This window comes from Microcystis sp. 49638_E5, assembly GCF_021300285.1.
Taxonomy (GTDB): Bacteria; Cyanobacteriota; Cyanobacteriia; order Cyanobacteriales; family Microcystaceae; genus Microcystis; species Microcystis aeruginosa_C.
Map to the genome: position 1 here is coordinate 1 of NZ_JAJTDH010000019.1, position 26,413 is coordinate 26,413.

Genomic DNA, 26,413 nt, shown 5'->3' on the forward strand with positions numbered 1-26,413 from the left:
CCCGAACAGGTGTTAAGTCAGGTGTCCCGTTCTTTAGAAACTATCCCCGAAAAACAGGTGCAAAGCAATCTCGCTGCCGCCACCAGTATTCTCGCCGGGTTAGTATTAAATCGGGAGACGATTAAAAAAATCCTTCGGAGTGACATTATGAGAGAATCAGTCATCTATCAAGATATTTTAGAGGAAGGCGAGGAAAAGGGACTACAAAAAGGACGACAAGAAGGACGACAAGAAGGACTGCAAGAAGGACGACAAGAAGGTAAAGAAGAAAAAGCCCGACAAATTGCCCTAAAAATGCTATCTGCTGGCTTTTCTGTCCCAGAAATCGCCCAATTTACCGATTTATCCCCCGCAACTATCGAGGAATTACAAAGACAGCAGCACAATTAAAGCTTTTAACCGCAAAGGGTGGCGAATTGGCAAAATTTTGGCTCATCCCCCCACCCCAAGCGCGGTTAACGACGTTTAGCGAGGCGACACACCACTAAACCGCTCCCTAGTATGCCTAGTCCGATAATACTAGAAAGTTTGGGAGTGGACACATTACCAATATCACCCGGAATATCAGCAGCAACAAGGCGAAAGTTATCGATTGCAGCATAACCACTGCTGAGAATATCGGTTTTATCCCAAAAAAGCCCCAATTTTCTCCACGGCAGCCTCTAGAATATCGGGATCGTGAACTAAGGCAAAACGCACATAACCCTCGCCACCCTTACCAAAACCGGAACCGGGGGAAACAGCGACACCGGTTTGGGCCACCAATTGCCGACAAAAATCGACGGAATTACCCGGCCAACTGGGGGGAATTTTCGCCCAAACGTACATAGTGGCGGCCGGGGTGGCAACTGGCCAACCGATGCGATTTAGGGCATTAATAAACACATCCCGGCGTTTTTGGAAGATAGCGACGGTTTCCTTGACTGAATCTTGATTACCGGTTAAAGCAGCGATCGCACCGTTAAGGATGCCCAAATACTGATTAAAATCAACCATGGCTTTAATCTGTCGCAAAGCCATAATTAACTGCGGGTTGCCAATGGCGAAACCGATGCGAAAACCGCCCATATTATAGGACTTAGAAAAGGTAAAAAACTCGATCGAATTAGTTTTAGCTCGATCGGCCTGTAAAATTGACGGGGGGGGCGATGTTCCCGCAAAAAAGATGTCTAGATAGGGAAAATCGTGGATTAAAACTAAATTATGCTGACGGCAAAAGTCAACCGCTTTTTGGAAAAATGCCAAAGGTGCGATCGCTGTAGTGGGATTATGGGGATAACTCAAGACCATCAGCTTCGATTGTGCCAGCACTGCCTCAGGAATGTCCTCTAAAACCGGCAGAAAGTCATTTTTTGCCAAAATTGGCATTCCGTACATTTGACCGCCAGCAAGGGCAACACCGCCCAAATGGGAGGGATAACCCGGATCGAGGAGCAGAGCAAAATCCCCGGGGTTGAGAAGGGCCAAAGGTAGATGGGCCGTGCCTTCCTGAGAACCAATTAGGGGTAAAACCTCCGTTTCCGGATCGACGGGGACACCAAAGCGATCGCTATACCAGTTAGCGGCAGTTATTCGGAAGTCTCGCGTACCATTATGGAGTAAATAGCCGTGGGTGTGAGGATCGTGGAGAGATCGCTCAATAGCATCGACAACGTGGGGAGCAGCCCCAAGATCGGAGGAACCGAGCGAAAGATCGATAATGGTATTACCCGCTTCTCTACTGGCAGCTTTTGCCCGATCCATATCGGCAAAAACGTTGGATTGGAGTGCCTGTAAGCGGTGTGCTAGGGTTAAGTTATTCATAACCACAGATACCTAATTAGCTGACATAGGTATCGATAAAAGATTGTAATTGTGGTTTGCCGATCGCCCCTTCATGAGTGGCAATAAGTTTTTTATCTTTAAAGATGCGTAAAGCGGGAACACCTTTCACATCACATTTAGCCACCGAGTTGGGGTTAGGGTCCACCTCTAGTTTAACTACTTTTAGCCGTTCGCCGTAGGTGTTGGCTACCCAATCGATCGAGGGGGATACCAGACGGCACGGACCGCACCAACTCGCCCAAAAATAGACTAAAACGGGTTTTTCGACCTCAAAAACCTCTTGGTCAAACTTCTGATCGCTAATGACAGTTACGCTACTCACAGTATTTATTTCCTCACCATCGTTACTGATCATCATAGGGGTTCTGGGTAATTTTCGGCAATTATCCACTTCCACAATTCCTCAAACATGAGGATCGAAGACATCGCGTAAACCATCACCGATAAAATTAATACTTAACACTGTGATCACGATAGCCAGAGCCGGAAAAATGACCAAGTGGGGGGCAGTTGTCAAGTAATCTTTAGCTTTAAATAACATTTGTCCCCAAGTCGGCACATCGGGGGGGAAACCCAAACCCAAAAAACTCAGGGTTGACTCGGTAATAATCGCATTACCCACCGCTAAAGTAGCCGCCACGATAATCATTCCCAAAACATTAGGCAATAAATGCACCCAGATTAAACGGAAAGGAGTGGCCCCCAAAGCAATCGCAGCCGAGATAAACTCCATCTCGCGTAATTTTAAGAAATTTCCCCGCACCAATCGCGCCACCGACATCCAATTTAAACCCCCGATTACTAAAACCACGAGGATAAAAATACCCGTTTCCGGTCCGGCGATTTTTTTGATGCTATCGCGAAATAGATAGACAATCAGTAAAAGTAGGGGTAATTGGGGCAAAGATAGGAATAAATCCGTTAATCGCATCAATAAGCCATCGATTGCGCCCCCGTAAAACCCGGAAATAGCTCCGATCGCCGTCCCTAGAATAATCGCAACTATCATAGCAGCAATCCCCACCGCTAGGGAAATTCGACCCCCCACCAAAATCCTCGCCAATTGATCCTGGCCCAGATCGTTAGTGCCGAAAAGATGTTTTAAACTAGGGGGAGCAGTGGTTTGACTAAAATCAATGGTATCGATGGGGACCCGATAAAAAATCGGACCGAATAGGACGGCAAGAATAATTATAATTAATGCGATCGCTCCTATTGTTGCCAGGGGATCTCGGTAAAAACGTCGCCAAGTATCGATAATTGCAGAAGACAGGGGAGACATAAGCTGTTAAGTGTTTAAATTACTTTTTGAGACGAGGCACTCTTGCATTAGGGGAGATTCCGCTAATCTAAGAATAAACGGTTTAAATGAGTCTTTTTAGTCTGCTGTATTTTAGGTAAAATCTCAAGATGAGTCCCTTTATTGAAGGAACCGTTGTGTTATAGTATAACTCAAGTTCAGAAAATAGAGAGTAAAACTATGACTGTTAAAGAACTTATTCAAACAGCAATTGATAATTTACCTGAAGAACAACTAGATGAACTTTATCAATTAATTAAAAATTTCACCGCCAGCAAAAACAACTTATTAGAAGAAAAACCATCCTTATTCAAACGTCATTTTCCAGTTGAGAATATGGTGGGTAAAGCTAAAATACTAGGTGATATGGTCAGTCCTATTGTAGATGAAGAAGATTGGGAATGTCTGAAGTAATTGTGCTTGATACTCATATTTGGTTGTGGTTAATAAATGGCAATTTTGACAGATTTCCCGAGCATTGGCTAGAAAAATTTGAGTTAGCAGAATCTCTCGGAGTTTCCCCCATTTCTTGCTATGAAATAGCCCTTGCTAACCAACGGGGGAGATTAGAATTAAGTTATCCCCTTCAAGAGTGGATTCAACAAGCTTTAACAGTAGCTAAAATAGATATATTTTCAATTACCCCCGAAATTGCCATTAGAGCCGTTAATTTATCTCCCATTCACAAAGATCCTTTTGACCGTATTATTATGGCTACAGCCTTAGCATACGGGGCAAAACTGGCTAGTATTGATAACTTATTTTCTAAATATGTTGAAATCAAAGATCATCTCATGGAGAGAGGGAAATAGTGATAAGTAAGAGGACAAAATCAACAGATGATTAAAATTTACACGGAAATCGAACGGGGGCAAAATTGGTTAGAGCGCCATCAAAAATCTTCTCCGATATTTGCCCTAGTTTTGGGGTTTACCGAGACGGGATTAATCCCCGGAATCTCCACCGCCGGCGCCACCCCGGAAGATAGAAAATATACAGCGATCGCCGATGCCGAATTTATCGTTAAAGGAGTTTCACCCCATCCCCGTTATCCCTTACCCCCCCTAACGGTGGGAGCCTCCCCTGCCTATATTACCCGCGCCGTGGTGGAAAAATTAGCCATTCCCGTCCGGGTTTTTAACGCCGGTTTACCCTTGCCCCCGGCCGTCGATTATATCGAACTGGGGGGACAACCGGCCCGTTGTCTCTCCACCGGCCGCGCCCTAGATTTCGACATAGTAAAACACCTGTTCGCCCAAGGACTAACCTGGGGAGAAAAACTAGCCCGCGAGTCTAGTTATCTAATTATCGGCGAGTGTGTGGTCGGTGGCACCACCACCGCCCTCGCCATCCTCACCGGATTGGGTTATCGAGCCAACGGCAAAGTTAACAGCAGCCATCCCCAGTGCAATCATGCTCAGAAATGGGCAATAGTTGAGCAGGGATTAGCCCGAAAAGAAATTTTTGATCCTTTTGAGGTAATCGCCGCCCTAGGCGATCCTCAGCAGATTTTCGTCGCTGGCATGGCGATCGCCGCCAGTCGCCAGGGTGGGGTACTCCTCGCCGGAGGAACCCAAATGTTAGCCGTTTCTGCCCTAATTAAAGCTCTAGTGGCTAAATATGCCTATCCCGTTAACTGGGAAAATATCATCGTCGGCACAACTCGCTGGGTAGCGGAAGATAAAACGGGGGATACGGTGGGATTAGCCCGAATGATCGGAAAAGTGCCTTTATTAGCCACACAATTAAACTTTTCAGCCTCTAAATACCCGGTTTTGCAAGCTTATGAACAGGGTTTCGTCAAAGAGGGAGTAGGTGCGGGGGGATGTGCGATCGCCGCTTATCTGTACCAGAATTGGACTAATCAAGATTTACTCAAAGCGATCGAAAATTTAATCGGGTTTCAACTATAGCAGTTATCTTAATGATCAGGTAGGAAGTTTTCCTTTTAGGGAGTCGGTAGTCGGATGTGAGTTTTTTAAATTTTATCTAGCTCTAAACTTTTATTTATTCTCTCCTACTACAGATTGATAAAATCTTTCTAGACTTTCTACAGAGGTTTGATCGTTAAATACTGTATCGATATTCATTTTAGTATAATCTTTGATTGTTTGTCGCCATTGATTATCTAAACCTAAACGAATAGCAATTTCAAGATAGTGATTTTTATCCGTAGCAATTGTCTCGGTTATGCCTAATTTTTTCAAGATAGCATAGGAATGTCTTCCGCGCATAAATTCCCCCGGACAGGTAACAACTGGAAGTTGACAGGCAATTGCTTCTAAGGTGGTATTTCCCCCCGACCAACTTAAGTTATCTAAATAGATGTCTGCTAATAAGTTAAGCTGAAAATAATCATTTTGTTCTAATTGTGGCATCATTACCCCGTAATCTTGCCAATTGAGTCCATACTTATCAAAAGCTTGACTTAATCTCGACTGAAAGCAATGGGTCACAAATTCGCTACGATGACAGATAAAAATAAAGTGGCTGTGGGGAACTTGTCGGGCAATTCTAGGAAAAATATCGTCATTTTCTGGCAGATATTTAAATAAACTCTGACAGTTTAAATAGATGATTTTATCCTCGGCTAATCCCATCTCTAAACGAGTTTTTCTCTGGGGAGGAAGCGAGGGTTTAGCATAGGCAATACCTAAATTAGATAAGCGAATTAATTTTTCACTGTAGTGATTATCTCCCTCCGTGGGTTCCATTAATTCACTGGAGATAAAATAATCAAGGGTTGGTAATCCTGAGGTGATTGGATGGCCCCAAGTTACACATTGTACTGGAGCTAAACGCAATGCTGCTAGTTGGGTAGTGCGAGCATCCATACCAATATCTAAATAAACCAGAATATGTAACTGATTATCTAAAATATGTTGAGCAATTCTTCCTATATTGACCAGATTATCAAATTGATAAAAATAATCACTTTGCTCTTGATATTGTTTGGTAAAATTATCCCAGGTGTTATTAATATCTATTCCATAACAGTAAATTTCAAATTGCTCTCGATTTCGCCACTGCAACCATCCTTGAAACAGTTTCGCTACTGTGTGATGACGCAAGTGAGCAGAAATATAGCCAAGGCGGATTTTTCCCGTAGGCATGGTTAGGTTTTTCACCCAATTAGGAAAGTTAACCGAGGCAATTTTACAAACCAATTCTCCATATTTTTTTTGTAGTTCTAAATCATTTTTAGCTTGATATTGAAGATAAAAGTTAGTTCTTAATCCAATACTTTTCCAAGCATCCTGTTGTTGATTAGTAGTAGTTAAATCAAGATTGGATAAGATATTATCTAACTGTTTCTCGTAGTTTGATCGATATTGCATAATATCGGCTTGAGTTGTGTAAACTATTGGCATTAACCGCATTAATTCTAACTTCAGAGATAGGTGATCGGGAAGATACTCTAAAGCCGATTTAGTTGCTTGAATTGCCACCTCGATCGGATAATTATTTTGTAGTAACCAAATTAGGCGCAAATGTAAATCAATATTTTCTGGATGATAGGCAATGCCTTTTTTATACACTTCCAAAGCTTGTTTTTCTTCTTTAAGAATGAGATAGCAATGGGCGCAGTTTAAATAAAAATTGCTCTCCTCTATTTTAATTGCTAATAATTTTTGATAATAGTTTAATGCTAATTGATAGATTTTTCTTTGATAAAAATAATCACCTGAATAAAGATTTGCTCTTTTTTGGTCAGCTTGCAGAATTTCCCAAAGGGAGAGATTTTGACTAATTTCTCCTCTATCTCCTGCCAGTTGTTGAGCCGTTTTATAAGCATTTTTTGCCTCTGTCCAAGCTTGTTTAACTAAATAGACATTGCCTAAATTGATATAGAAAGGATAAAAATCACCCTGTTTATTAATTCCCTGCTGATAGAATTTTTCGGCTGACTCTAGCTGCCCTAGTTTATAAAATAAATTGCCCAGTTTGTTATAAGCATCGAGAAAATTATCCTTGAGATCAATCGCTTTTTGATAAGCTGATAAAGCTATATCTAAACGGGATTGTTTTTCTAGCACCATGGCCATAGTATAATGATATAAGGCTTGATTTTCCTCTAAGTTGATGGCTCGTGCCAAACAGTTAAAAGATTCTGTTAGTCGGTTAATTATATAGTATAAATATCCTAAATCGTGCCAGATGTAAGCTAATTGTTCACGCCAAGATAAAATTCTTAAGTAAAAGTCCTCAGCTAAAGTATATTCTCGCCGATTAATTGCCTCTTGCACCTCTTGAAGACAGGAGTTTATCACCGTCAGGGCATAATTTTCTATCTCTTCATCCCCTTCTATTTCTTCTAATTCTAGCCACTGGAGATAGATTAATTTAGCTTCGGCAAACTGCCAGCAATCGAGATTTCTAATTATCTCTTTTTTGAGCAGCATAATTAAATCCTGACTGGACTCTGATTCTAACAGCCAAAATAACCAAATTTCTTGCGCTGTTGCTTGCTGCCCTAGCAGCAAATAAGCTAATCCCAGATAGGGATAATAATCAGTCACTTCCGGATGAACCGCCAGTGCTTGCTGACAAAATAACAATAATTGATTATAGTCTCCCGATGCTAACATTAGCTCGATCGCTTGTTGGTGATTACTGTTGATCATTATTTTGACTCTCGCTGCTTTTATTCCACAATACCCTCGATCGAGCTTAGGGTAACATTTTGGGCTTATTGAACTTAACTAGCGATAGATTCGAGGATTTATTAGCCCCATCAAAACCAAAAACCCTGATTTTACCTAGATTTTACCCGATCTACCGCCCTAGCCCAACAAATAATTTTTCGCACAGATAAGAATTATTCTCAATAGCTGTACAATAGGAAAAGACAACTTTACCAAGAATCGAGCAATGAACGATAAAATAACTCGTAGAGTCTTTCTAGGCGCAGGAACAGCCACCTTAGCCCTAGCGGTGGGTCAATTAGGGAAAATAAACGAGGTTTCCGCCCAAACTAACCAATTAAACCTCTATTCCTCCCGTCACTACAACACCGACCGACGATTGTATGACAACTTCACCCGACAAACGGGAATAAAAATTAACCTCGTCGAAGGGGAAGCGGACCCATTAATCGAACGGATTAAAAGCGAAGGCAGCAATAGTCCTGCCGATATACTCCTGACGGTAGATGCGGGGAGATTATGGCGGGCCGACCAACAGGGAATTTTTGCCCCGGTCAATTCCCGCATTCTCACCCAAAGAATTCCCGCTAATTTGCGTCACCCCAAAGGTCACTGGTTCGGGTTTAGTAAACGCTTGCGGGTAATCATGTATAACAAAGACAGAGTTAACCCCAGAGAAATCGATTCCTATGGGGATTTAACCAATCCCAAATGGAAAGGAAAAGTCGTCACCCGGTCATCTAGTAACATCTATAGTCAATCTTTTACCGCTTGGTTAATCGACATCCAAGGAGAAGCAGCCGCAGAAAAATGGTGTCGGGGATTAGTGGCTAATTTTGCCCGTTCACCCCAGGGAAATGATAAGGCACAAATCGAAGCTGTCGCCGCAGGAATTGCCGATTTAGCCCTAGCTAACACCTATTACTTAGCTGGGTATGCCGAAGAAAAAGACCCCGCTAAACGGGCAATTTATGACAAAGTAGGCGTAATTTTCCCCGACCAAACAGGGCGCGGCGCTCACGTTAATATTAGCGGTGGTGGTTTAATTAAAACCGCCCCCAATCGAGAATCGGCCATTAAATTTTTAGAGTATCTTTCTAGCAATGAAGCACAGAACTTTTTTGCTAAGGGTAATCAAGAATATCCCGTCGTTCGAGGAGTTACTTTAGACCCTGTTCTGGCAAAACTCGGACGCGGGAAAGAAGATACAGTTAGCGTGGCTAATTATGGTCCTAATTTAGCCAAAGCAGTACAGGTAATGAATCGCGCCAGTTGGAAATAAGTTATCAGTTATCAGTTATCAGTGGGAATTATGAATTATGAATTATGAATTATGAATTAGGAAGTTAGGAAAATTGAAGATATATTTTGGGTTCGATCCCCCCTGCCCCCCTTGATAAGGGGGGTGCCGATAGGCGGGGGGATCCCCCCTTGATAAGGGGGGTGCCGATAGGCGGGGGGATCCCCCTTAATAAGGGGGCATCTGACAGTTTTTAACACCTAACCACTTATGTTAAGGCAAATAAAACCGAGAGATTATTAGCGGGCATAGGAATTACTTCTAACAATTGTAAACCTCGATCGCTCGCTGCTTGCACCACATCTTCTAAATTCCTAACTCCCCAAGCAGAGTTTTGAGAACGGAGAGAAAAATCAAAGCTTTCATTACTAGGAGAAGTATGTTTTCCCTGTCGTTTATAGGGACCATAAAGATAGAGAATTTCCCCCGGACTGAGAAGGCGACTCGCTCCTGCCATTAAAGCTAAACAAGCGGACCAAGGAGCGATATGAATCATATTAATATTAACAATGGCATTAATGACGATATTTTCCGTCTCTACCGCCCAAACTGACTGATGAACATCGATAAATAGGGGGTGAGCGAGATTGGAACTAGGACAATAATCGCACCAACTGCGAATACTATCTAGAGCCAGAGGGTGACAATCCGAGGGAATCCAACGACAAGGAGCAAGACGAGGAGCAAAAAAAACAGCGTGTTCACCCGTGCCGCTAGATATTTCTAGGATATTCCCAGTCTTTGGTAAAAATTGGCTGAGAACTTCTAAAATCGGCTGACGATTGCGTTCTGTTGCTGGAGCGTATTGACGTAAATCAGACATAATTAGGCTTTGCGGCAAAAAGTTTGTTGGTGGGGTTAGGAGTCGGTCGTCAGTAGCCGCTCGTCGGGAGAGGAAGTCAGAATAACAGAATGACCTCGCACGTCTGGAAGCGGAACCCTTCGAGACTGCCAATAGTGGTCGCGTCCAGTGCTAGGGCGATTCTTTCTATAGTTATAGGCAGTAAACTGATGACCCACACTAACAAAGGTGCAAAACAACTGCTTATCTCAAGAGTGCTGCGCTTTTCTCCTTTTTTCGCTTTCCAAGACTCATACCATTCTTTCAGTCTCTGCCTGACTGTGTTGGGTTTTTCCTCGTTGACTGCCGCAATCAACCTCGACACCTGAGTCAAACTGCTCGATTTGGTCATGACCATGCCAAAACTCCAAGTTGCCAATCCGATAGCTTGCGGTATTGACAAATGGGGCAGATGTTCTGATTCTATGCACGACCACTGCTTGAGATATTTGTTGTTTAGCATTGTCTTTCACGATGCTCCTCTAAATCTCTAGCTTGGTTTTCTCAGCATGAGTAGGTGACTGCTCACCTCTTTGTAATAAACCTACACCTGTAAGCGATAGGCGGGGGTATCTGAGAGTTTTTAACACTTACCTACTTATTAATTATCCCACTAAAAGGTTTTCTTCGGGGTAATTAATAACTGTTGGTTTCGGATCGCCGATAATAGCCGCTATTAAAAGTATAACTCCCACCCGTCCCAGATACATCATAAAAACAATGATTAACTTAGAAATCGGCGATAAAGAGGCGGTTATCCCCATAGATAAGCCGACAGTTCCAAAGGCAGAAACCACCTCAAAAAACAGTTGAATCATTTGAAAATCTGTCTCCACAAATGAGATAGCTAGGGTGGAGATAATAATCGCTATAACCGAACCAAAAACCACGGCCATTGACTTTAAAATTAACGGCATAGGAATGCGCCTTTGATAGAGAGTCACTTCTTCACGACCTCTTAAAACCGAGCGAGTACAGTTATATAAAATCCTAAAAGTTGTGGTTTTAATACCTCCCCCTGTACCGCTAGGACTGGCACCAATAAACATCAAAGCCATGGTAATTGATAAACCTTCTACGGAAATTTTACCAATATCAATGGTATTAAATCCTGCTGTTCTCGATGTTACCGATTGGAACCAAGCGGCCAGCAATTTATCTTTAATTGATAAATTAGCCAAAGTGTCAGTGTTTCCCTGTTCAGTAAGTAAAAAAGCCAAGGTTCCTATCACTAATAAAAATATAGTTGTGCTGATAGCAACTTTATAGTTAAGGGAAAAAACAAAGCCTTTTCGTTTATATTGAAAGCGATGAATAAACCAAGTGTAAAACTCGATAATTACCTGATAACCGATACCTCCAAAAATGATCAATCCTGTGATAGATAAGTTAATAATAATTGAAGACTGATAGGACATCAAATTATCTTTAAACAAGCCAAAACCCGCATTATTCCAGGCACTAATACTATGGAATAAAGATAACCACACCGCATATCTAAAATCATACTTTTGGGCGAAGACAGTTAACATAACAAGAGTTGCTGTTAACTCAAAAACTAGAGTAGTAGCAATCACTGATTTCATTAAACTTTGACTACCTTGCAGGAAAGGTCGATCGAAGGATTCTTGAATTGCTAACTTCTGTCTCAGGTCAAATTTTCGCCCAATTAATAACATTAAAAAAGTGGTAGTGGTCATATATCCCAAACCTCCCACTTGCACTAATAAAGCAATAAATAATTGACCCCAAAAAGAAAAATAAGTCCCTGTATCTACTACTGCTAAACCCGTAACACAGACAGCAGAAGTGGAGGTAAACAGGGCAACAATTGGGTCATTCCAAGTGCCGCTAGTGGTAGAAACAGGCAACATCAACAGGGAAGTTCCCGCTAAAATTACCGCAATAAATCCCAAGCAAATTGTCCGGGCAATCGTCATATAAATTCCTTAGTGAAAGTAGCTAAGAGAAGATTGTTTTTTGGCTAACACTTCTTGATAAACTAACTGTAAGCGATCGATATTTTTGCTGAGAGTGTAAGAGTCTAAAACTCTTTGACGGGCTTTTTGTCCTAAAATTGTTGTTAATTCGGGATGATCTCGTAAGACGGGCAAGAGAGTTTTTAATTGGGTAATTAGTCCTTTAGTATCTAGAACTATTCCCGCACCTTTTAACACTTCCCCATCGGCACCCACATCCGTAGCCAGACAAGCAACACCACAGGCCATCGCTTCCAAGAGGGAAATCGATAAACCTTCCACTAATGAGGGTAAAATAAAGCCGTCAACCCCGCGCAAAATTTCAATTCGTTTATTTTCATCGCCGATAAAACCTAACCAGATAATACCATCTTCTTCTCCATAAAAAGGTTTGAGGGAAGGAGTTAACGGACCATCGCCAACAATGAGCAGTTTGCATCTACTCCCTAAATTGGTTTTTTTCCAAGCTTTCAATAAAGATTCTACATTTTTCTCCGGCATGATCCGACCGAGATAAACAAATAAACAATCGGCATTATATTGAGCTTTAATATTCGATAGTCCTGGACAATACTTATTAACATCAACCCCATTGGGAATAATTGCTAATTTTTCTTCGGGAACTCCCAATTTAACTAAAAAATCCCGTTGAGAGGTGGAAAAAATAATTACCTTATCGTAATTAGCTAAAAAAGGGGCGTGTAGTTGGTAGGTTAATAATTGGGTACTGGAGATGAGATTGCGAATTTTACTATCAAAAGCCGGGTGAAAAGTCGCCACCAGAGGCAAATCTAAAGACTCACAAATTTCTGGTAGCAGAAAATCGAGGGGAGACAGGGGTAAGGACGCATGAACTAGATCGGGTTTCAGTTCCCTGAGTTTATCCTGTAGAACCCGACTCGATTTCAGGGTGGGAATAGTATAGACTTGGGAACTATAGAGACGTGGCAGGGTGATTTCGTCGTAAAAGTCGGGCCAATCGCTTACGGTGGGTTTTTCGGAAGAAAAATGCAGAAAACTGACTTGATAATCTCGATCGAGCAGGGAATTAGTCACTTCTCGCCCATAGGTAACGTTACCGCAAAAAGGAGATTTTTTTCCTAACCAGGCAATGTGCATTGAGATTCTCTTAAGAAAAATTTAATTTAGTCAAGTATCAGCTTACTAAATTAACCGTAAAATTAAAAGCTAATAGAGTACCCAAGCAAAATTAATTACCCATCTAAGTCCTCAGCTAAAAATTGCCCTTTGCAAGAGTGCCTATTTGATAGTTAAAATTCTCGGCTTTTTACTGATTGGCCGAGGACTTGCGACGACGACAGCGTTCTGAACAGTATTTGACCTCATGCCAACAGTTTTGCCACTTTTTGCGCCAAGTAAAGGATAAACCGCAAACGGGACAAATTTTACTGGGAAGATCGGACTTCGAGACCTGACGTGCCATGATTAAAATTAAAAAGTCAAAAACTGCGCCTTATCTATGAGTGTAGATGAAAATAATCAGAGTTCCCCACTCGATCGCCTGAGAATTATTTTAGTTGAACCAGCCGGAGCCTTAAATGTGGGTTCCACCGCCAGAATTATGCGGAATATGGGCTTAAGTCGCTTAATTATCGTCAATCCTGCCTGTGATATCCTTGCAGAAGAAGCGCGACGCATGGCAGTACACGGGATTGAAGTCCTAGAAAACTGTTCACAGGTAGCCACCCTTGGGGAAGCTTTGCAGGGTTGTCATCGCATCATTGCCACCACCTCGAAACCCCGTCACCTGAATACTCCCCTCGAAACACCCCGGACCGCCTTACCCTGGTTACTCACCCCTAACCTGGAATCGGCCCTAATTTTCGGGCCAGAAGACCGGGGTTTAAGTAACAGCGAACTGAACCACGCCCAGCGTTTTGTCGGTATTCCCGCTAATCCTCAATATTCCTCCCTTAATCTGGCCCAAGCGGTGGCGGTTTGCTCCTACGAACTGTACCAAATGGCAAGGGAAAATAGGCTCGAACCCCCGGTAGAAACGCTCCCTAATGCCACTTTTGAGGCTCTAGAAGGCTATTATCAGCACTTAGAGAGCTTTTTGCTCAAAATTGGCTATCTTTACCCCCACACCGCCGCCGCTAGGATGGAGAAATTCCGGCAATTTTATCATCGGGCCCGGCCCACAGTGGAGGAATTAGCCCTGCTGCGGGGTATTATCGGTCATATTGAAAGTATCGGGCAACTTTTTCTCGGTCTTGATAGTCTCAAGGGCAAGAAAAAAAATTCTCCTAGCGATCGATAATAAATCTGGATACCCTTGAGGAAAACCGTGACTCGTCAAGTAACTCGTCGTCCCACTAAAGTCCAATCCGGCCCTGGGTCCCCTAAGTCTATGGACTCAAACAATAAAAAAAGGTCTTTACCAGTTAAAAAGTCGCAAAAACAGCGTAAACCTAACCTAATCGCCTCTTTTCTCCTTCAGGTTCTTCGCTTCTCTATCCTTGGTGTCGGTTTAGGTGCGATCGCTGGTACGGTTTTAACGGTGGTGGATCCGAGCAAATTACCCCTACACCCAAAACCCACCGCTACTAATTCCCCGACTCCCCAACCCGTCACCCCGAAACCGACCACGTTAGTTTTAAACGAAAATCTCAGCAGCCTCAACCAGAAATTACAGGCTTTAGCGGTCAAATATCCGAAATTACAGGCGGGAGCTTTATTTATTGACCTCGATAACGGTGCTTACGCTAATTTTCGCGGAGATACTATTTTTGCCGCCGCTAGTACGATTAAAATCCCGATTCTGGTGGCCTTTTTTGAGGATGTGGATGCGGGAAAAATTCGTCTCGATGAACCCCTTGTGGCCACTAAGGATGTCATGGCCAGTGGGTCCGGGGATATGCAGTATCTAGGAGCGAATAAAACCTATACTGCCCTAGAAACCGCCACTAAAATGAACGTAATTAGCGATAATACCGCTACTAATATGTTAATTAAGCGCATGGGAGGCAAAAAGGCTCTTAATCAGCGTTTTCAAGCTTGGGGTTTGACCAGTACGGTAATTAATAACCCTTTACCTGATTTGGAAGGAACCAATACCACAAGTCCGAGAGATTTGGTGACAATCTTAGGAAAAGTTAATCAAGGGGAATTACTCAGTTTACGTTCCCGAGATCGTCTATTGAATATTATGCAGGAAACGCGCACTCGCACCCTGCTGCCCCAAGGTATCGAGAAATCCGCCGATATTGCCCATAAAACCGGTGATATTGGCTCGATGTTAGCGGATGCGGGGATTATTGATATGCCCAACGGGAAACGCTATCTAGGAGCAGTGATGGTCAAACGTCCCCACAATGATAGTAACGCTAGGACTCTGATTCAACAAATATCGCGCACGGCCTACCAACACTTTAAATGGTATCAAACTCAACCCCCAGCCAAACCGCAACCGGTCGCCCAATCTTCTCCCTCTCCTAGTCCGGTCGTTATTCCTAGTCCGGGTAATTAGGGTTTGCGGCAAAAAGTTTTTCGTGGGGGTAGGGTGTGGGGTGTGGGGTGTGGGGTGTGGGGTTTTACCCATTTTCAGGTGGTCAATTACCTAATTTTCAGGGAAAAAGTAGCTGAATTTTGCCCCCGATCCCCGCAATGGCTGGCACTTTTTGAGGGAAAAAAAGTCTAAAAGTCTTATCCAACAAGGTTTTTAGATTTATTAAGCAAACCCTAATTAGCCCCTAGGTTAAATTATTGGCTAAAAGACGGGCCAATTGTTCGGCATTTGCCCGGGGGGAAAGACGAGGAAGGATTTTTTCCCCCGTGGCTAGTTTTTGACAGAGGACGGGGATTTCGTACTGATAAGCGTTAAACCAATCCTCTCGACTGGTAATGTCCCTAATTTCTAACTGCCACTCTGGTTGACGGATTTTTTCTAGTTTTTCTAGCAACCCTTCGCAAAGATGACAGTCTGGTTTACTGTATAAAATTAGTTCTATGGTAGTCATAAATATTTATGTTCATTACCTCCACGATTAGTCTCTCATCAACAATTCTACAAACTCCCACACCCACACCGACTTTAAATAATAATTTAGTTAATTCAGGTAGTCAATATCTAGTCTATATCGGTGTGTTTCTTTTGGCAATTACCGTAGTCATGGTTATTGGTATTATCAATCAAAAAATTGAATACGCTCTCATTTTTGCCGCCACTCTCACTGTTATTTTAGTTGCTTTTTTCTGGTTTTTATAAGTCCTTCAACTAAGGGAATTGAGGGCAAATCCCCCTTAATAAAGATTAACGGCTCTCGTTGATTCACCTTCACCAAATTGTTAACTAATTCGAGTTCAGACTTGACAAAAATCTCCCTAGGTCCGAGCGGAAGATTAAGGAATGCATCCTATATTTGCAGAAATACCGACAATTAGCAATTATCAGTGACTCTTAAATTGGTACAAAAATATGAACAATCGCGTGTAAGCATCTCACCGAAAAACTAATGCGCGGTAGGGTTGATTCATGAATCAACCCTACTATGAATCAACCCTAGGGGTTTGGGGGGTTCTACCCCCCAAAAGCTTGGATTGAGTGATAAAACCGAAAGTAACGGCCGATTTTAGGAGAAAGTTTCCCCTTAAAAATCGCAACTTAGTCGATTTACAAAAATGAGATGTACCCCAAGCAAAACGATCGGACTTATAATATAATTGTATTGATTGTGGCTTGTTGCTAGAATCACCCCAAATTGACTCAATGGGTTTATAAACGATGACAACCCTAGATATTGCTAACGATATTGTCTGTCCTCCCACCGATTTATGGAGTGATGAACCACCCTTGGAAAGTGATCTGCATTTACAACAAATTATTTTATTATTATCTTGTCTTGATTGGCTCTGGCAAGATAGAAACGATTACTATGCCTCGGGCAATTTGACTATTTATTATAACGAAAGACAACTGAAACAGCGAGATTTTTGTGGACCAGATTTTTTCGTAGTTTTAGATACGGAGAAACGTCTCAGAAAAAGTTGGGTCGTCTGGGGAGAAGGGGGTAAATATCCCAATGTAATCATCGAAATTCTCTCCGATTCCACCGCTAATGTGGACAGAAAAGCCAAAAAGGAACTATATCAGCATACTTTCCGGACTCCTGAATATTTTTTGTTTGATCCTAATACTTTAGAATGGCAAGGATTCACTTTAATCGAGGGACAATACCAACCGATTACCCCCAATAAAAATGGTTATTTATGGAGTAAGCAACTAGGATTATATTTAGGGATTTTTGCCAATAAATTGCGCTATTTCACCGAATCGGGTGAATTGGTTCCCACCCCTCAAGAGTCAGCCCGACAGGAAAGATTAGCCAAAGAAAGAGAACAACAACGGGCGGAAAAATTAGCCCAAAAGCTGCGAGAATTGGGCATTAATCCCGATGAAATTGCTTAAATATCCAGTTGGGGGTGTTAGGGTTGCCCAACTCACCCCAGCAGTCTAGTTATAAATACTTATAATTTCTCAGGGAATTATAACAATTATTAAATAATGTGTAGTTTTGTATACTGATGTCAGGAACTTAGATACAATATCAAGTGGCGTAAGATATATAGAGATTAGCTAGTGAGTCGGCATCAAGACAGTCAAACTGACCGGAAACGAGAAGAAACACAGTTCACTCCTTACAGTGCAGAAGCGATCGCTCAACAATACCGTTACAAACCTTGGCAATTGTTCGGTCGCGCTTTCGTGATTATTTGGTCTTTAGGATTATTTCTGCTCAGTCTCCTCTGGGACAAATGGACAAAGCAAGAAGAAGCCAATAAATACCGGCGTGCCAGCGAACTTAGGCAAATTCTCACCCGTTTGGGTCCCACCTTCATCAAAGTCGGTCAAGCTCTCTCTACCCGTCCCGACCTCGTTCGCAAAGACTTTTTAGACGAATTAGTTAAACTGCAAGACCAACTTCCCCCCTTCGATAACCACATCGCTTTTGCCATTATCGAGACAGAATTGGGGATGCCTGTAGAAAAAGCCTATCGAGAAATATCCCCCACCCCGGTAGCTGCCGCTAGTTTAGGACAGGTTTACAAAGCTATTCTCCCCACCGGCGAAGAAGTAGCCGTTAAAGTGCAACGGCCCGGGCTGCGGTCGCTTTTAAGCCTTGATTTATACCTAATGCGCTGGGCTGCCCAAAAATTCGGTCGTTTATTACCCCTCAATCTCGGCCACGACCTCACCCTGATTGTCGATGAATTCGGAACCAAACTCTTTGAGGAAATCGACTATCAAAACGAAGGTCGCAACGCTGAAAAATTCGCCACCAACTTCCAAAATAACCCCGAAGTTAAAGTTCCCAGTATCTACTGGCGTTATAGTGGTCGCCGCGTCCTCACCCTGGAATGGATTGATGGCTATAAACTCACCGATACCGAGAAAATCAAAGCTTTAGGATTAGACCCCAATAATATCGTTAAAATCGGCGTAACCTCTGGATTGCAGCAACTCCTCGAACACGGCTTTTTCCACGCTGATCCCCATCCGGGTAATCTTTTCGCCACCTTTGATGGTCGCATGGCCTATATCGATTTTGGCATGATGGATCAGTTAGAGGAGGAAACTAAAGAAACCCTCGCTAGTTGCGTCGTCGATTTAATTAACAAAGACTACGAAAACCTAGCCAGCAACTTTGTCAAACTGGGATTTTTAACCCCAGAAACCGATATAAAACCAATTATTCCCGCCCTAGAACGAGTTTTAGGCAATGCCATCGGTCAAAGGGTCGGTGACTTCAATTTCCGCACCATTACCGATGATTTCTCCGAATTGATGTACGAGTATCCCTTCCGGATTCCCGCCAAATTCGCCCTGATTATTCGTTCCCTCGTCACCCAAGAAGGGGCAGCCCTCACCCTCGATCCTAACTTCAAAATCGTCCAAGTGGCCTATCCCTACGTCGCTAAACGTCTCCTGACCGGGGAATCGCCCCAACTGCGCCGGCGTTTACTGGATGTACTGTTCAAAGACGGTAAATTTCAGTGGCAACGCCTAGAAAACATGATTACAATGGCTCGATCGGAAAGTAACTTCGATTTACTGCCCACAGCGCAATTAGGCATCACTTTTCTTCTCTCGGAAGAAGGTCGTTATCTGCGTCGTCAATTGCTATTAGCTTTGACGGAAGATGACCGTCTCCACACGGCCGAAGTGCAACGTCTCTGGAGTTTAATTCAAGGAGAATTGCAACCGCGGCGACTCTTGGATGTGGCCATGAGCGCTTTTCGGGAATTATCGTCCCAAGGTGTGGCCGCTGTCGTTCCGCGAGAAACCAGTTCGCGTTAGAGTGTTTAAGGTCAACATCGGTTAATCACTTTTTCTATGGATTATTATTTTCTGCCCCAACCGCCCTATTTTCTGGTTGTTGCCGGTTTATTTATCGGTATTACCTGCGGGGCCGCTTTTGAAGCTAGTCTCAAGCAAGTGGTTAACAATTGGTATAAAAATAAGGGTTCGGACGATCAAAATCTTTTAAAATCCAGTTCCTTACAAATTCCTTTTATTGGTATTTGTGTAGGAATCTGTCTTTTCCTTGCCTCGGGATTAGATATATTTATTCTCAATGGTTGGGTTGCCTACGCTATCTCTCTCCCGATGACTATCTTTATCGGTGGTTTGGTTTGGAGTCAGTTAGGGGAATTATTAGGCCAATTACAGCGCGGCGGTTCTAAAGAAATTGACCTCGATTATCGGGGATAATTGGGAGGCAGCAAACATTTAGGACTAAGATCATCGGTGTTAGCAGATAGGAAAGAGCAACTTCCCCACAACTAACACCAAAACCCTAGTTATACCCAATTTACCAGCTATTTTGGCCCGCAATTAGATGCAAAAACCTTTAGCATGGCATTGGCGATCGCTACCCCTGCATCAGCGCACCGGTTCCGAGGTTTTTGCCTGCTTATTCGCCCAAGATGCGATCGCTACCTTACTAGAAAGTCCCTATCCGGGTAATTCCCTCTCCCGTTACTCTCTTTGTGCTGGTTCCCCGCGTCAGCTTTGGACCCCCGCACTAGGGGAAATTTTCCCCTTTTTAAGCAGTTTACTCCCCCAAACTCGATCGGATGTGCTTCCCGATCATCTTCCCTTCCATGGCGGTTGGTTGGGGTGGTTAGGCTACGATTTAGCTTGGGAAATAGAAAAATTACCCGACAGGAAAGCTGATACTCTCCCTTTTCCCATCGCTTATTGGTATGAACCGGATAGTTTTGCCCTTCTCGATCACCAAGCACAAATTCTCTGGTTAGCTGCCACTAAACCCGAAGATTTAGATAAATACGAACAATCTTTAACCACTAACCCCGATTTTGAGTTGATCGATCCTCATCCCTCTCCCTTAATCTTTTATACTTCTCAACTCGACTACGAAAAAGCTGTTAAAAAAGCGTTAGATTATATCAGAAAAGGTGATATTTTTCAAGCAAATTTATCCCTAAGATTTCAAAGCACAACTAGGGCAAAAGGATGGCAAATTTATCGCAGTTTACAACAGATAAACCCTTCTCCTTTTGCTAGTTATTGGCGCACCCCTTGGGGAGAAATGATTAGTTGTTCTCCCGAAAGATTGGTCAAATTAGAAAGAGGAATAGCCAGCACTAGACCGATCGCTGGAACTCGTCCCCGGGGTAAAACCGAGGCACTCGATCGACAATTGGCCGAGGAACTATTAACTAATAAAAAAGAGCGCGCCGAGCATATTATGCTAGTGGATCTAGAACGTAATGATCTGGGTAGAGTTTGTGAATGGGGATCGGTTGATGTGGATGAATTACTGACGATCGAGCGTTATAGTCATGTTATGCACTTGGTCAGTAATGTTCAAGGAAAATTAGATAAAAAGTATCATGCTATTGATTTAATTAAAGCTCTTTTCCCCGGGGGAACAATTACCGGTTGTCCGAAAGTTCGTTGTCTAGAAATTATCGAAGAATTGGAACCAGTGCGACGCAATTTATTCTATGGTTCCTGTGGCTATATTGACAGCAGAGGTCATTTAGATTTGAATATTCTCATCCGTACCCTATTAATGACTAATCAAGGGAATTTAAACACCGTTTGGGGACAGGTGGGAGCGGGAATAGTTGCCGATAGCGATCCCGAAAAAGAATGGTTAGAATCCCTTCATAAAGCTGAGGCACAATTAATCGCTTTACGTTCTTTTTAATTTTTGATTTCAACAAACTCACCTAAGTAGGTAGGCATTAAAAATTATCAGATGCCCCCCTTATTAAGGGGGGACTAAGGGGGGATCGGCACCCCCCTTATCAAGGGGGATCCCCCCGCCTTCGGCTTCCCCCCTTATCAAGGGGGGTAGGGGGGATCGAACCTAAAATCCATGTTTAATTTAATTATAACCAGCTACCTATTGTTGCATCTAAAACCGATCTTTTTACTTTTTACCTTATCTGCTATTTTGTAGGATAGCTTCTGATCTTGAACCCTATTCATGAATCAAATTTCTATCGCTGTTACTTTTTTTCTTAGTTTATTCTTGACCTCGCTTCCCTTTTTACTTTTGGGGGCAGCCGTTTCCAGTTTTTTGCTGGTTTTCGTCAATAAACAGCGATTAGCGGCGATATTTCCCCGTAATCGACTGTTAGGAGCGATCGTCGGCAGTACAATCGGATTAATCTTACCCGTCGGACAATACGGCACGATTCCCGTCGCTAGAAGATTCTTATTAGAGGGAGTACCCCCAGGGGTGGTGTTTAGCTTTCTCACCGCTGCACCTACCCTAAATATCGTCACTCTTTGGCTAACTTGGCAGACTTTCACCTATTCTAGTATTTTCTTCTATCGATCGCTTTCGGTGTGGTTAATGGCAATTTTTATCGGCACTCTCTTTAGTTTCTATCGGGAAAAACCCCGCACCGATAGTGAAATTCCCCTAGAATCGAGTTTAGTTCTTTCTGGTAGTTTTTTACCGGAGGAAGCAGCCAGTCAACCCCTGCAAAGAGTCGGCAGTCTTGTTTATGAGTATAAAACTAGAGATAGGCAAGCTTGGCCAATTTCTGTGCAGTTATTTCTTGATAACTTTATCGATGAAGCGCTGGAATTAGGGGGATTATTAATTATAGGCTGTGCGATCGCTAGTGTCTTTCAGCTATTATTACCTCAGAGTCAATTAATTGCCTGGGGGAATACTCCCGCTACTCAAATTCTCGTGCAGTTGTTCTTTGGTTTCACCCTCGCTGTTAATGCCAGTCTTAGCACTTTTGTCCCCGGTTCTTTAATTACTAATCTGTCCGTCGGTTCCACTCTAGCTTTTTTACTGGTCGCTTCCCTCATTGATATTAAAGCTTTTATCCTCCTCCTATCAGCTTTCCGTCCTAAAATTGTCCTTTATTTCGGAATTTTATGCCTGTTAATGACTTTTTTAGTGGCTCTGATCCTCAGTTTTTATCTAGGTTGAATTCCTTCCGGGTCAAAAAAATTTTCTCTTGACAAAAGTCCCTTGACATGATATTATATTCATAATGGAAAATCCGTGCGCCTACAAGCCCTATTTTCCCAAGCATTTAAACTCTATCTTGATTCTGCTTGCTGGAGTTGCGACAACATAGTTTTATAGTTCTCACTCCACCCACCTACCTAGAGGTTCAATAAGCATCTTTTCGATGAATACTACTCAATATGATAATCAGCATTTCTTGATCTTGAATTTTGTAAATGATGCGATAATCCCCTATTCTAATTCGGTAGGTGTCATCATATCCTTTGAGTTTCTTGACTCCGCTAGGACGAGGTGTATCGGTAAGTAGTCTAATGGCAGTAATTAAGCGTTCGCGTTGTTGTTTGGGTAAGTTGTTTAGTTGTTTTTGAACTGGTTTCGGAATAATAACTCTGTAGTTCACGCTTGAGTTGCCTCATATTCTTCGAGGGTTAGATAGTCTCCTGCTTGATAAGCTGATTCAGAAGCGATTATGTTAGCTTGCTCTTCTTCTGTAATTTCTATTGCAGTATGTCGTTCTTTGATAAAGAGCAAAAAGTCAAGTAATTCAGTCAAAAGGGTGTCAGGTGTCTGCTCGATTTCTTTAATTAGTTGTTCTTTGAGTGTCATAGCTTTATCAGTTATCAGTCATCAGTTATCAGTTATCAGTGAGCAGTAATCAGTTATCAGTGATTAATTCCATCATAGTCCATCATTCAATCATTCCAATCATAGTCGATGATAGGTGGTGGGTTACTGGACTAGGTAATAGGTGTAGGGGTAATTCATGAATTACCCCTACAATCGGCTAGGTTTTTCTGGATTTTGTCAAATTTTCTCTTGACAAAAGCCTCTTGACATGATACTATATTCATAATGGAAAAGCCGTGCGCCTACAAGCCCTATTTTCCCAAGCATTTAAACTCTATCTTGATTCTGCTTGCCGGAGTTGCCAGAATATACTCCTATAATTCTCCATAAGGTTGACCTGGAATAGTCTTCTGATAATATATCCAAAAGTCCCTATAATATCAAATCCGTCGCTTTTTATTGAAGTTATCTAAAGCGGGAAAAATCCCCTTTTATGTAGTCTGTGATACTGTTTTTGGGATTGAGATCGTCTAAGGTCAAAGAAATTGCTTCTAGGGTTCCGATTTAAGCGTGCTTAAATGTCAGGTCCGAGAGGAGCAAGCTAGTCTTAAATGAGCGGATCAAACATTTTTTCCGTCTAAGCTGGCTACACGGCGGGATAAAAGCCCGGGAGACTTTAAGGATAACTGTTTTGAGGCAGTGTCTTTGAAGACTCCTGGGTTATTGTATTTTGAGGTGAAATGATGTCCGAGGAATCTACTTTTCAACCCCCGCATTTAACCGAAGCTCAACAGGCCCTAGAAAAAGAACGCCATTTGCCCCTAACCGGTTGGCAACAGGAAGTTTCCCAGGGGTTAACCTACGGTTTAGAGGCGGCCGATAGTATTCGCGATCGCAGTATTCCCACCTTTTCCAGGGGTGAGTTACCCCACTATGCGGGAATTAACACCTTTATGAAGGCCCCCTATTTGGAAGATGTGCGGAATGTGGGCAATTATGACGTGGCAATCGTCGGTGTTCCCCATGATTCGGGGACAACTTACCGACCCGGAACTCGTTTTGGACCCCAGGGAATTCGGCGGATTTCGGCCCTTTATACGCCCTACAATTTTGAATTAGGGGTAGATCTGCGCGAACAAATTACGCTCTGTGATTTGGGGGATATTTTCACCATTCCTGCTAATAATGAAAAGTCCTTTGATCAAATCTCTAAGGGGGTTGCCCATGTCTTTAGTTCCGGCGCCTTGCCGATTATTTTAGGGGGTGATCATTCCATTGGTTTTCCGACAGTGCGGGGTATTTGTCGGCATTTAGGGGATAAAAAAGTCGGTATTATTCACTTTGATCGCCATGTGGATACCCAGGAAACGGATTTAGATGAACGGATGCACACTTGCCCCTGGTTTCATGCCACCAATATGAAAAATGCTCCTGCTAAAAATCTCGTCCAATTAGGGATTGGTGGTTGGCAAGTTCCCCGTCAAGGTGTTAAAGTTTGCCGCGAGCGGGCCACTAATATTTTGACCGTCACCGACATTGTAGAACGAGGCATTGATGCGGCCGCCGAATTTGCCTTAGAACGAGCTTTAGATGGTACGGATTGCGTTTGGATTAGTTTCGATATTGATTGCATTGATGCCGGTTTTGTCCCCGGTACAGGTTGGCCGGAACCGGGCGGGTTATTACCCCGTGAAGCCTTAGCTTTATTGGGTAAAATTATCCAAAAAGCTCCCATTTGTGGTATGGAAGTGGTGGAAGTTTCCCCTCCCTACGATATTAGTGATATGACCTCTTTGATGGCTACCCGTGTTATTTGTGATGCCATGGCCCATCTGGTTATTTCAGGTCAATTACCCCGTAAAGAAAAGCCCTATTATATTCATTCTGATGCCAATATGGAGGTTGATGAACCTTGGATTTAAGGACAAAAGCAGCAATAATTAGAGAGGTAACACATTCGCGAAGAAACACCGATGGCCAAAGGATTTGGAACTCCTATTAACAAAAGGTTAGGTTACGTTTTAACTCTAGTATCTGATCCTAAAATTTATGCTGCTGCTGAAAATGCTTTGCCCTATCTTGATCAAGATGAATCAGATGAACCTTTTGCTGGTATTACTAATGACTTGTCAATGGCGCGTGTCTGGAAAAGTCGCAAACAAGCAGAAAAAAGTGTTCAGAATTATCTTGGATTTTTAATGGATTGGATGACTAATGAAAATTTAGACAGATTAACTATTTTAATTTGTTCTTTAAACGCTAACAACAAAGGAGAGTTAACGACCGAAATTGCCCAAAAAATGCAGCTAGAGAGAGTAGAAAAGGAGTAGCCACTTCAGCATATTATGCACGAAACTGATATGACCAAGGCGTTAATTATGACAGTTCGAGATTGGTATGATAGTCAACCTGAAAAGCTCAAAATTGAAAAAATTCATCTCATGGTTGGTGAATTTACCTGTGTCGAACCGGTCAGTTTACAATTTGCCTTTGAAGTTCAAACTGCCAATACTTTTCTGGCTGGCGTGGAATTAGCGATTAAAAATATTCCCCTAATTGCTTATTGTCATTGCTGCCAAAAGGATTATAAACCCCAAATTGGCCAGCAATATTCCTGCCCAACTTGTCGATCGCCGATGGAGGATATTCGTTCAGGTCGAGAGTTAAAAATTGACCACATTGAATATTCTTTAGATTCTTAAACAAAGTTGGGCGATCGCTTCTACAAGTTCGATGATCAATTATTCATTCTCAACTAAAATGCACCAAACTTTTGACGCAGCCCTAGAAATTAATCTACTTCATGCCAATCAAGCAGGAGCCGATCACAACCGGGAACATTTTGACGAGTGGGGCATTACCTGTTTAAACCTGATGAGTAGTCCAGGTGCGGGTAAAACTGTGTTATTGGAAAAAACCCTCGCAGCCTTAAAAGATCAATTAAAAATGGCTGTTATTGAAGGTGATATGACTACAGAACTAGATGCAGAGCGCCTGAGACAATATGGAGTTCCCGTGATTGCCATTAATACTGGTCGCTCCTGTCACTTAGATTCCAAAATGGTAGCCGGGGGAATTCATCGTTTCAAAGAAGATTATAACCCCAAAGAGTTTGATTTATTGTTGGTGGAAAATGTGGGAAATTTAGTTTGTCCCGCCGAATTTGAGGTAGGGGAACACGCTAAAGTTGCTCTATTAAGTATTACTGAAGGAGAAGATAAACCCCTTAAATATCCAATTATGTTTCAAGAAGCGGATTGTCTGATTATTACCAAATTAGATCTGGCTCCTTATTTAGAGATTGATTTAAAACGTTTAGAGGCAAATGTTCGTTCTATGAATCCCGATGTAAAGATTATTGCTCTTTCTGCTCAAACAGGAGAAGGTTTAGAAGACTGGTTAAATTGGCTAAAAAGCCAAGTCAATAGACCGAGTTTTTTGAATTGTTAATCAGTAACAGTTTTTGAGA

Annotated in this window: 30 protein-coding genes and 1 riboswitch; of the genes, 17 read left to right on the top strand and 13 right to left on the bottom strand. The window is 42.5% G+C overall.

The window, feature by feature from the left end; translation table 11 throughout:
- The coding region (locus LW728_RS07765; protein ID WP_502845973.1) for an RpnC/YadD family protein at positions 1-390 on the top strand (390 nt) is incomplete at its 5' end.
- Positions 391-455: 65 nt separating this feature from the next.
- Here the strand turns inward: LW728_RS07765 and LW728_RS07770 are convergent.
- Genes LW728_RS07770 through LW728_RS07785 form a run of 4 tightly spaced genes read right to left on the bottom strand, consistent with a single transcriptional unit; the run spans position 456 to position 3,106 of the window.
- Positions 456-644 carry a hypothetical protein gene (locus tag LW728_RS07770; RefSeq protein WP_002801130.1) on the bottom strand — a complete coding sequence of 63 codons (189 nt, stop codon included), beginning with the start codon at positions 642-644 and terminating at the stop codon, positions 456-458.
- Complete coding sequence (locus LW728_RS07775) at positions 625-1,803, bottom strand: LL-diaminopimelate aminotransferase (protein ID WP_287667487.1); 1,179 nt, start codon at positions 1,801-1,803, stop codon at positions 625-627. The genes LW728_RS07770 and LW728_RS07775 overlap by 20 nt, the downstream gene beginning before the upstream one ends.
- Before the next feature lie 16 nt (positions 1,804-1,819).
- Positions 1,820-2,182 carry a thioredoxin family protein gene (locus tag LW728_RS07780; RefSeq protein WP_002801133.1) on the bottom strand — a complete coding sequence of 121 codons (363 nt, stop codon included), beginning with the start codon at positions 2,180-2,182 and terminating at the stop codon, positions 1,820-1,822.
- A gap of 45 nt (positions 2,183-2,227) precedes the next feature.
- Positions 2,228-3,106 (bottom strand): ABC transporter permease, encoded by an 879-nt coding sequence (locus tag LW728_RS07785; RefSeq protein ID WP_287667484.1) that lies wholly within the window; start codon positions 3,104-3,106, stop codon positions 2,228-2,230.
- A gap of 198 nt (positions 3,107-3,304) precedes the next feature.
- Here LW728_RS07785 and LW728_RS07790 point away from each other — a divergent pair, with 198 nt between their 5' ends.
- The 3 genes from LW728_RS07790 to cobT are packed head-to-tail and all read left to right on the top strand — an operon-like array spanning position 3,305 to position 5,037.
- Positions 3,305-3,538, top strand: a complete 234-nt coding sequence (locus LW728_RS07790; RefSeq protein WP_002739069.1) for a hypothetical protein — start codon at positions 3,305-3,307, stop codon at positions 3,536-3,538.
- On the top strand, positions 3,526-3,936 hold the full coding sequence (locus tag LW728_RS07795) for a type II toxin-antitoxin system VapC family toxin (RefSeq protein ID WP_002738349.1): 411 nt from the start codon (positions 3,526-3,528) through the stop codon (positions 3,934-3,936). Before LW728_RS07790 ends, LW728_RS07795 begins: the two co-directional genes overlap by 13 nt.
- 27 nt (positions 3,937-3,963) lie before the next feature.
- Positions 3,964-5,037, top strand: a complete 1,074-nt coding sequence (gene cobT / locus LW728_RS07800) for a nicotinate mononucleotide-dependent phosphoribosyltransferase CobT (RefSeq protein WP_287766104.1) — start codon at positions 3,964-3,966, stop codon at positions 5,035-5,037.
- Positions 5,038-5,127: 90 nt separating this feature from the next.
- Here cobT and LW728_RS07805 read toward each other — a convergent pair whose 3' ends face one another.
- Positions 5,128-7,749 carry an O-linked N-acetylglucosamine transferase, SPINDLY family protein gene (locus tag LW728_RS07805; RefSeq protein ID WP_287766105.1) on the bottom strand — a complete coding sequence of 874 codons (2,622 nt, stop codon included), beginning with the start codon at positions 7,747-7,749 and terminating at the stop codon, positions 5,128-5,130.
- 247 nt (positions 7,750-7,996) lie between these two features.
- Between LW728_RS07805 and LW728_RS07810 the strand changes: the two genes are divergently transcribed.
- Positions 7,997-9,052, top strand: a complete 1,056-nt coding sequence (locus LW728_RS07810; protein WP_287667476.1) for a Fe(3+) ABC transporter substrate-binding protein — start codon at positions 7,997-7,999, stop codon at positions 9,050-9,052.
- A gap of 226 nt (positions 9,053-9,278) precedes the next feature.
- Here the strand turns inward: LW728_RS07810 and LW728_RS07815 are convergent, their stop codons facing one another.
- From LW728_RS07815 to LW728_RS07835, 5 genes are all read right to left on the bottom strand, one after another.
- Positions 9,279-9,893, bottom strand: coding sequence for a DUF938 domain-containing protein (locus LW728_RS07815; RefSeq protein ID WP_002801258.1), 615 nt, complete (start codon positions 9,891-9,893; stop codon positions 9,279-9,281).
- Positions 9,894-9,969: 76 nt separating this feature from the next.
- Entirely contained in the window at positions 9,970-10,374 is a 405-nt protein-coding gene (locus LW728_RS07820) for a hypothetical protein (protein WP_002801259.1), read from the bottom strand.
- 142 nt (positions 10,375-10,516) lie between these two features.
- Entirely contained in the window at positions 10,517-11,851 is a 1,335-nt protein-coding gene (locus tag LW728_RS07825; protein ID WP_002801260.1) for a TrkH family potassium uptake protein, read from the bottom strand.
- Between the two features lie 9 nt (positions 11,852-11,860).
- Positions 11,861-13,009, bottom strand: a complete 1,149-nt coding sequence (locus tag LW728_RS07830; protein ID WP_002801261.1) for a glycosyltransferase family 4 protein — start codon at positions 13,007-13,009, stop codon at positions 11,861-11,863.
- Positions 13,010-13,178: 169 nt separating this feature from the next.
- A complete protein-coding gene (locus LW728_RS07835) occupies positions 13,179-13,334 on the bottom strand; it encodes a DUF2256 domain-containing protein (RefSeq protein ID WP_002801262.1) in 156 nt (51 codons plus the stop codon).
- A gap of 36 nt (positions 13,335-13,370) precedes the next feature.
- On the opposite strand from LW728_RS07835, the gene LW728_RS07840 reads away from it, so the two are divergent.
- Together LW728_RS07840 and LW728_RS07845 are read left to right on the top strand one after the other, a co-directional pair.
- Positions 13,371-14,171: an RNA methyltransferase gene (locus LW728_RS07840; protein ID WP_287766109.1), complete on the top strand. Its 801-nt coding sequence runs from the start codon at positions 13,371-13,373 to the stop codon at positions 14,169-14,171.
- A gap of 27 nt (positions 14,172-14,198) precedes the next feature.
- Positions 14,199-15,380, top strand: coding sequence for a serine hydrolase (locus LW728_RS07845; RefSeq protein WP_002801264.1), 1,182 nt, complete (start codon positions 14,199-14,201; stop codon positions 15,378-15,380).
- 223 nt (positions 15,381-15,603) lie between these two features.
- Here the strand turns inward: LW728_RS07845 and LW728_RS07850 are convergent, their stop codons facing one another.
- Positions 15,604-15,870, bottom strand: a complete 267-nt coding sequence (locus LW728_RS07850) for a glutaredoxin family protein (protein WP_002750529.1) — start codon at positions 15,868-15,870, stop codon at positions 15,604-15,606.
- Between the two features lie 8 nt (positions 15,871-15,878).
- Between LW728_RS07850 and LW728_RS07855 the strand changes: the two genes are divergently transcribed.
- The 6 genes from LW728_RS07855 to LW728_RS07880 all read left to right on the top strand — a co-directional run bounded on the left by LW728_RS07855 (position 15,879) and on the right by LW728_RS07880 (position 22,335).
- A complete protein-coding gene (locus tag LW728_RS07855; RefSeq protein ID WP_287766110.1) occupies positions 15,879-16,118 on the top strand; it encodes a hypothetical protein in 240 nt (79 codons plus the stop codon).
- Positions 16,119-16,634: 516 nt separating this feature from the next.
- Positions 16,635-17,318, top strand: a complete 684-nt coding sequence (locus tag LW728_RS07860; protein WP_287667462.1) for a Uma2 family endonuclease — start codon at positions 16,635-16,637, stop codon at positions 17,316-17,318.
- 171 nt (positions 17,319-17,489) lie between these two features.
- The gene (locus LW728_RS07865) at positions 17,490-19,208 is read left to right on the top strand and encodes an ABC1 kinase family protein (protein WP_287667460.1); all 1,719 of its coding nucleotides are present in this window, start codon (positions 17,490-17,492) and stop codon (positions 19,206-19,208) included.
- A 36-nt stretch (positions 19,209-19,244) separates the two neighbouring features.
- Positions 19,245-19,622, top strand: coding sequence for a hypothetical protein (locus tag LW728_RS07870; RefSeq protein WP_002801269.1), 378 nt, complete (start codon positions 19,245-19,247; stop codon positions 19,620-19,622).
- A gap of 127 nt (positions 19,623-19,749) precedes the next feature.
- Positions 19,750-21,087 (top strand): anthranilate synthase component I, encoded by a 1,338-nt coding sequence (locus LW728_RS07875; protein ID WP_287667458.1) that lies wholly within the window; start codon positions 19,750-19,752, stop codon positions 21,085-21,087.
- A 282-nt stretch (positions 21,088-21,369) separates the two neighbouring features.
- Entirely contained in the window at positions 21,370-22,335 is a 966-nt protein-coding gene (locus LW728_RS07880) for a permease (protein ID WP_002803658.1), read from the top strand.
- 187 nt (positions 22,336-22,522) lie between these two features.
- Here LW728_RS07880 and LW728_RS07885 read toward each other — a convergent pair whose 3' ends face one another.
- The gene (locus tag LW728_RS07885) at positions 22,523-22,777 is read right to left on the bottom strand and encodes a type II toxin-antitoxin system RelE family toxin (RefSeq protein ID WP_002760924.1); all 255 of its coding nucleotides are present in this window, start codon (positions 22,775-22,777) and stop codon (positions 22,523-22,525) included.
- Positions 22,774-22,983: a hypothetical protein gene (locus LW728_RS07890; RefSeq protein WP_002760925.1), complete on the bottom strand. Its 210-nt coding sequence runs from the start codon at positions 22,981-22,983 to the stop codon at positions 22,774-22,776. The genes LW728_RS07885 and LW728_RS07890 overlap by 4 nt, the downstream gene beginning before the upstream one ends.
- Before the next feature lie 501 nt (positions 22,984-23,484).
- A riboswitch (guanidine-I (ykkC/yxkD leader) is annotated at positions 23,485-23,619 on the top strand.
- A 68-nt stretch (positions 23,620-23,687) separates the two neighbouring features.
- On the opposite strand from LW728_RS07890, the gene LW728_RS07895 reads away from it, so the two are divergent.
- The 4 genes from LW728_RS07895 to hypB are packed head-to-tail and all read left to right on the top strand — an operon-like array spanning position 23,688 to position 26,394.
- Complete coding sequence (locus LW728_RS07895; RefSeq protein WP_287766111.1) at positions 23,688-24,866, top strand: agmatinase family protein; 1,179 nt, start codon at positions 23,688-23,690, stop codon at positions 24,864-24,866.
- A gap of 51 nt (positions 24,867-24,917) precedes the next feature.
- Complete coding sequence (locus LW728_RS07900; protein WP_287667454.1) at positions 24,918-25,274, top strand: hypothetical protein; 357 nt, start codon at positions 24,918-24,920, stop codon at positions 25,272-25,274.
- 15 nt (positions 25,275-25,289) lie between these two features.
- Entirely contained in the window at positions 25,290-25,646 is a 357-nt protein-coding gene (hypA, locus tag LW728_RS07905; protein WP_002731704.1) for a hydrogenase maturation nickel metallochaperone HypA, read from the top strand.
- Positions 25,647-25,704: 58 nt separating this feature from the next.
- The gene (gene hypB, locus LW728_RS07910) at positions 25,705-26,394 is read left to right on the top strand and encodes a hydrogenase nickel incorporation protein HypB (protein ID WP_287766113.1); all 690 of its coding nucleotides are present in this window, start codon (positions 25,705-25,707) and stop codon (positions 26,392-26,394) included.
- The last annotated feature ends 19 nt before the right edge of the window (positions 26,395-26,413 follow it).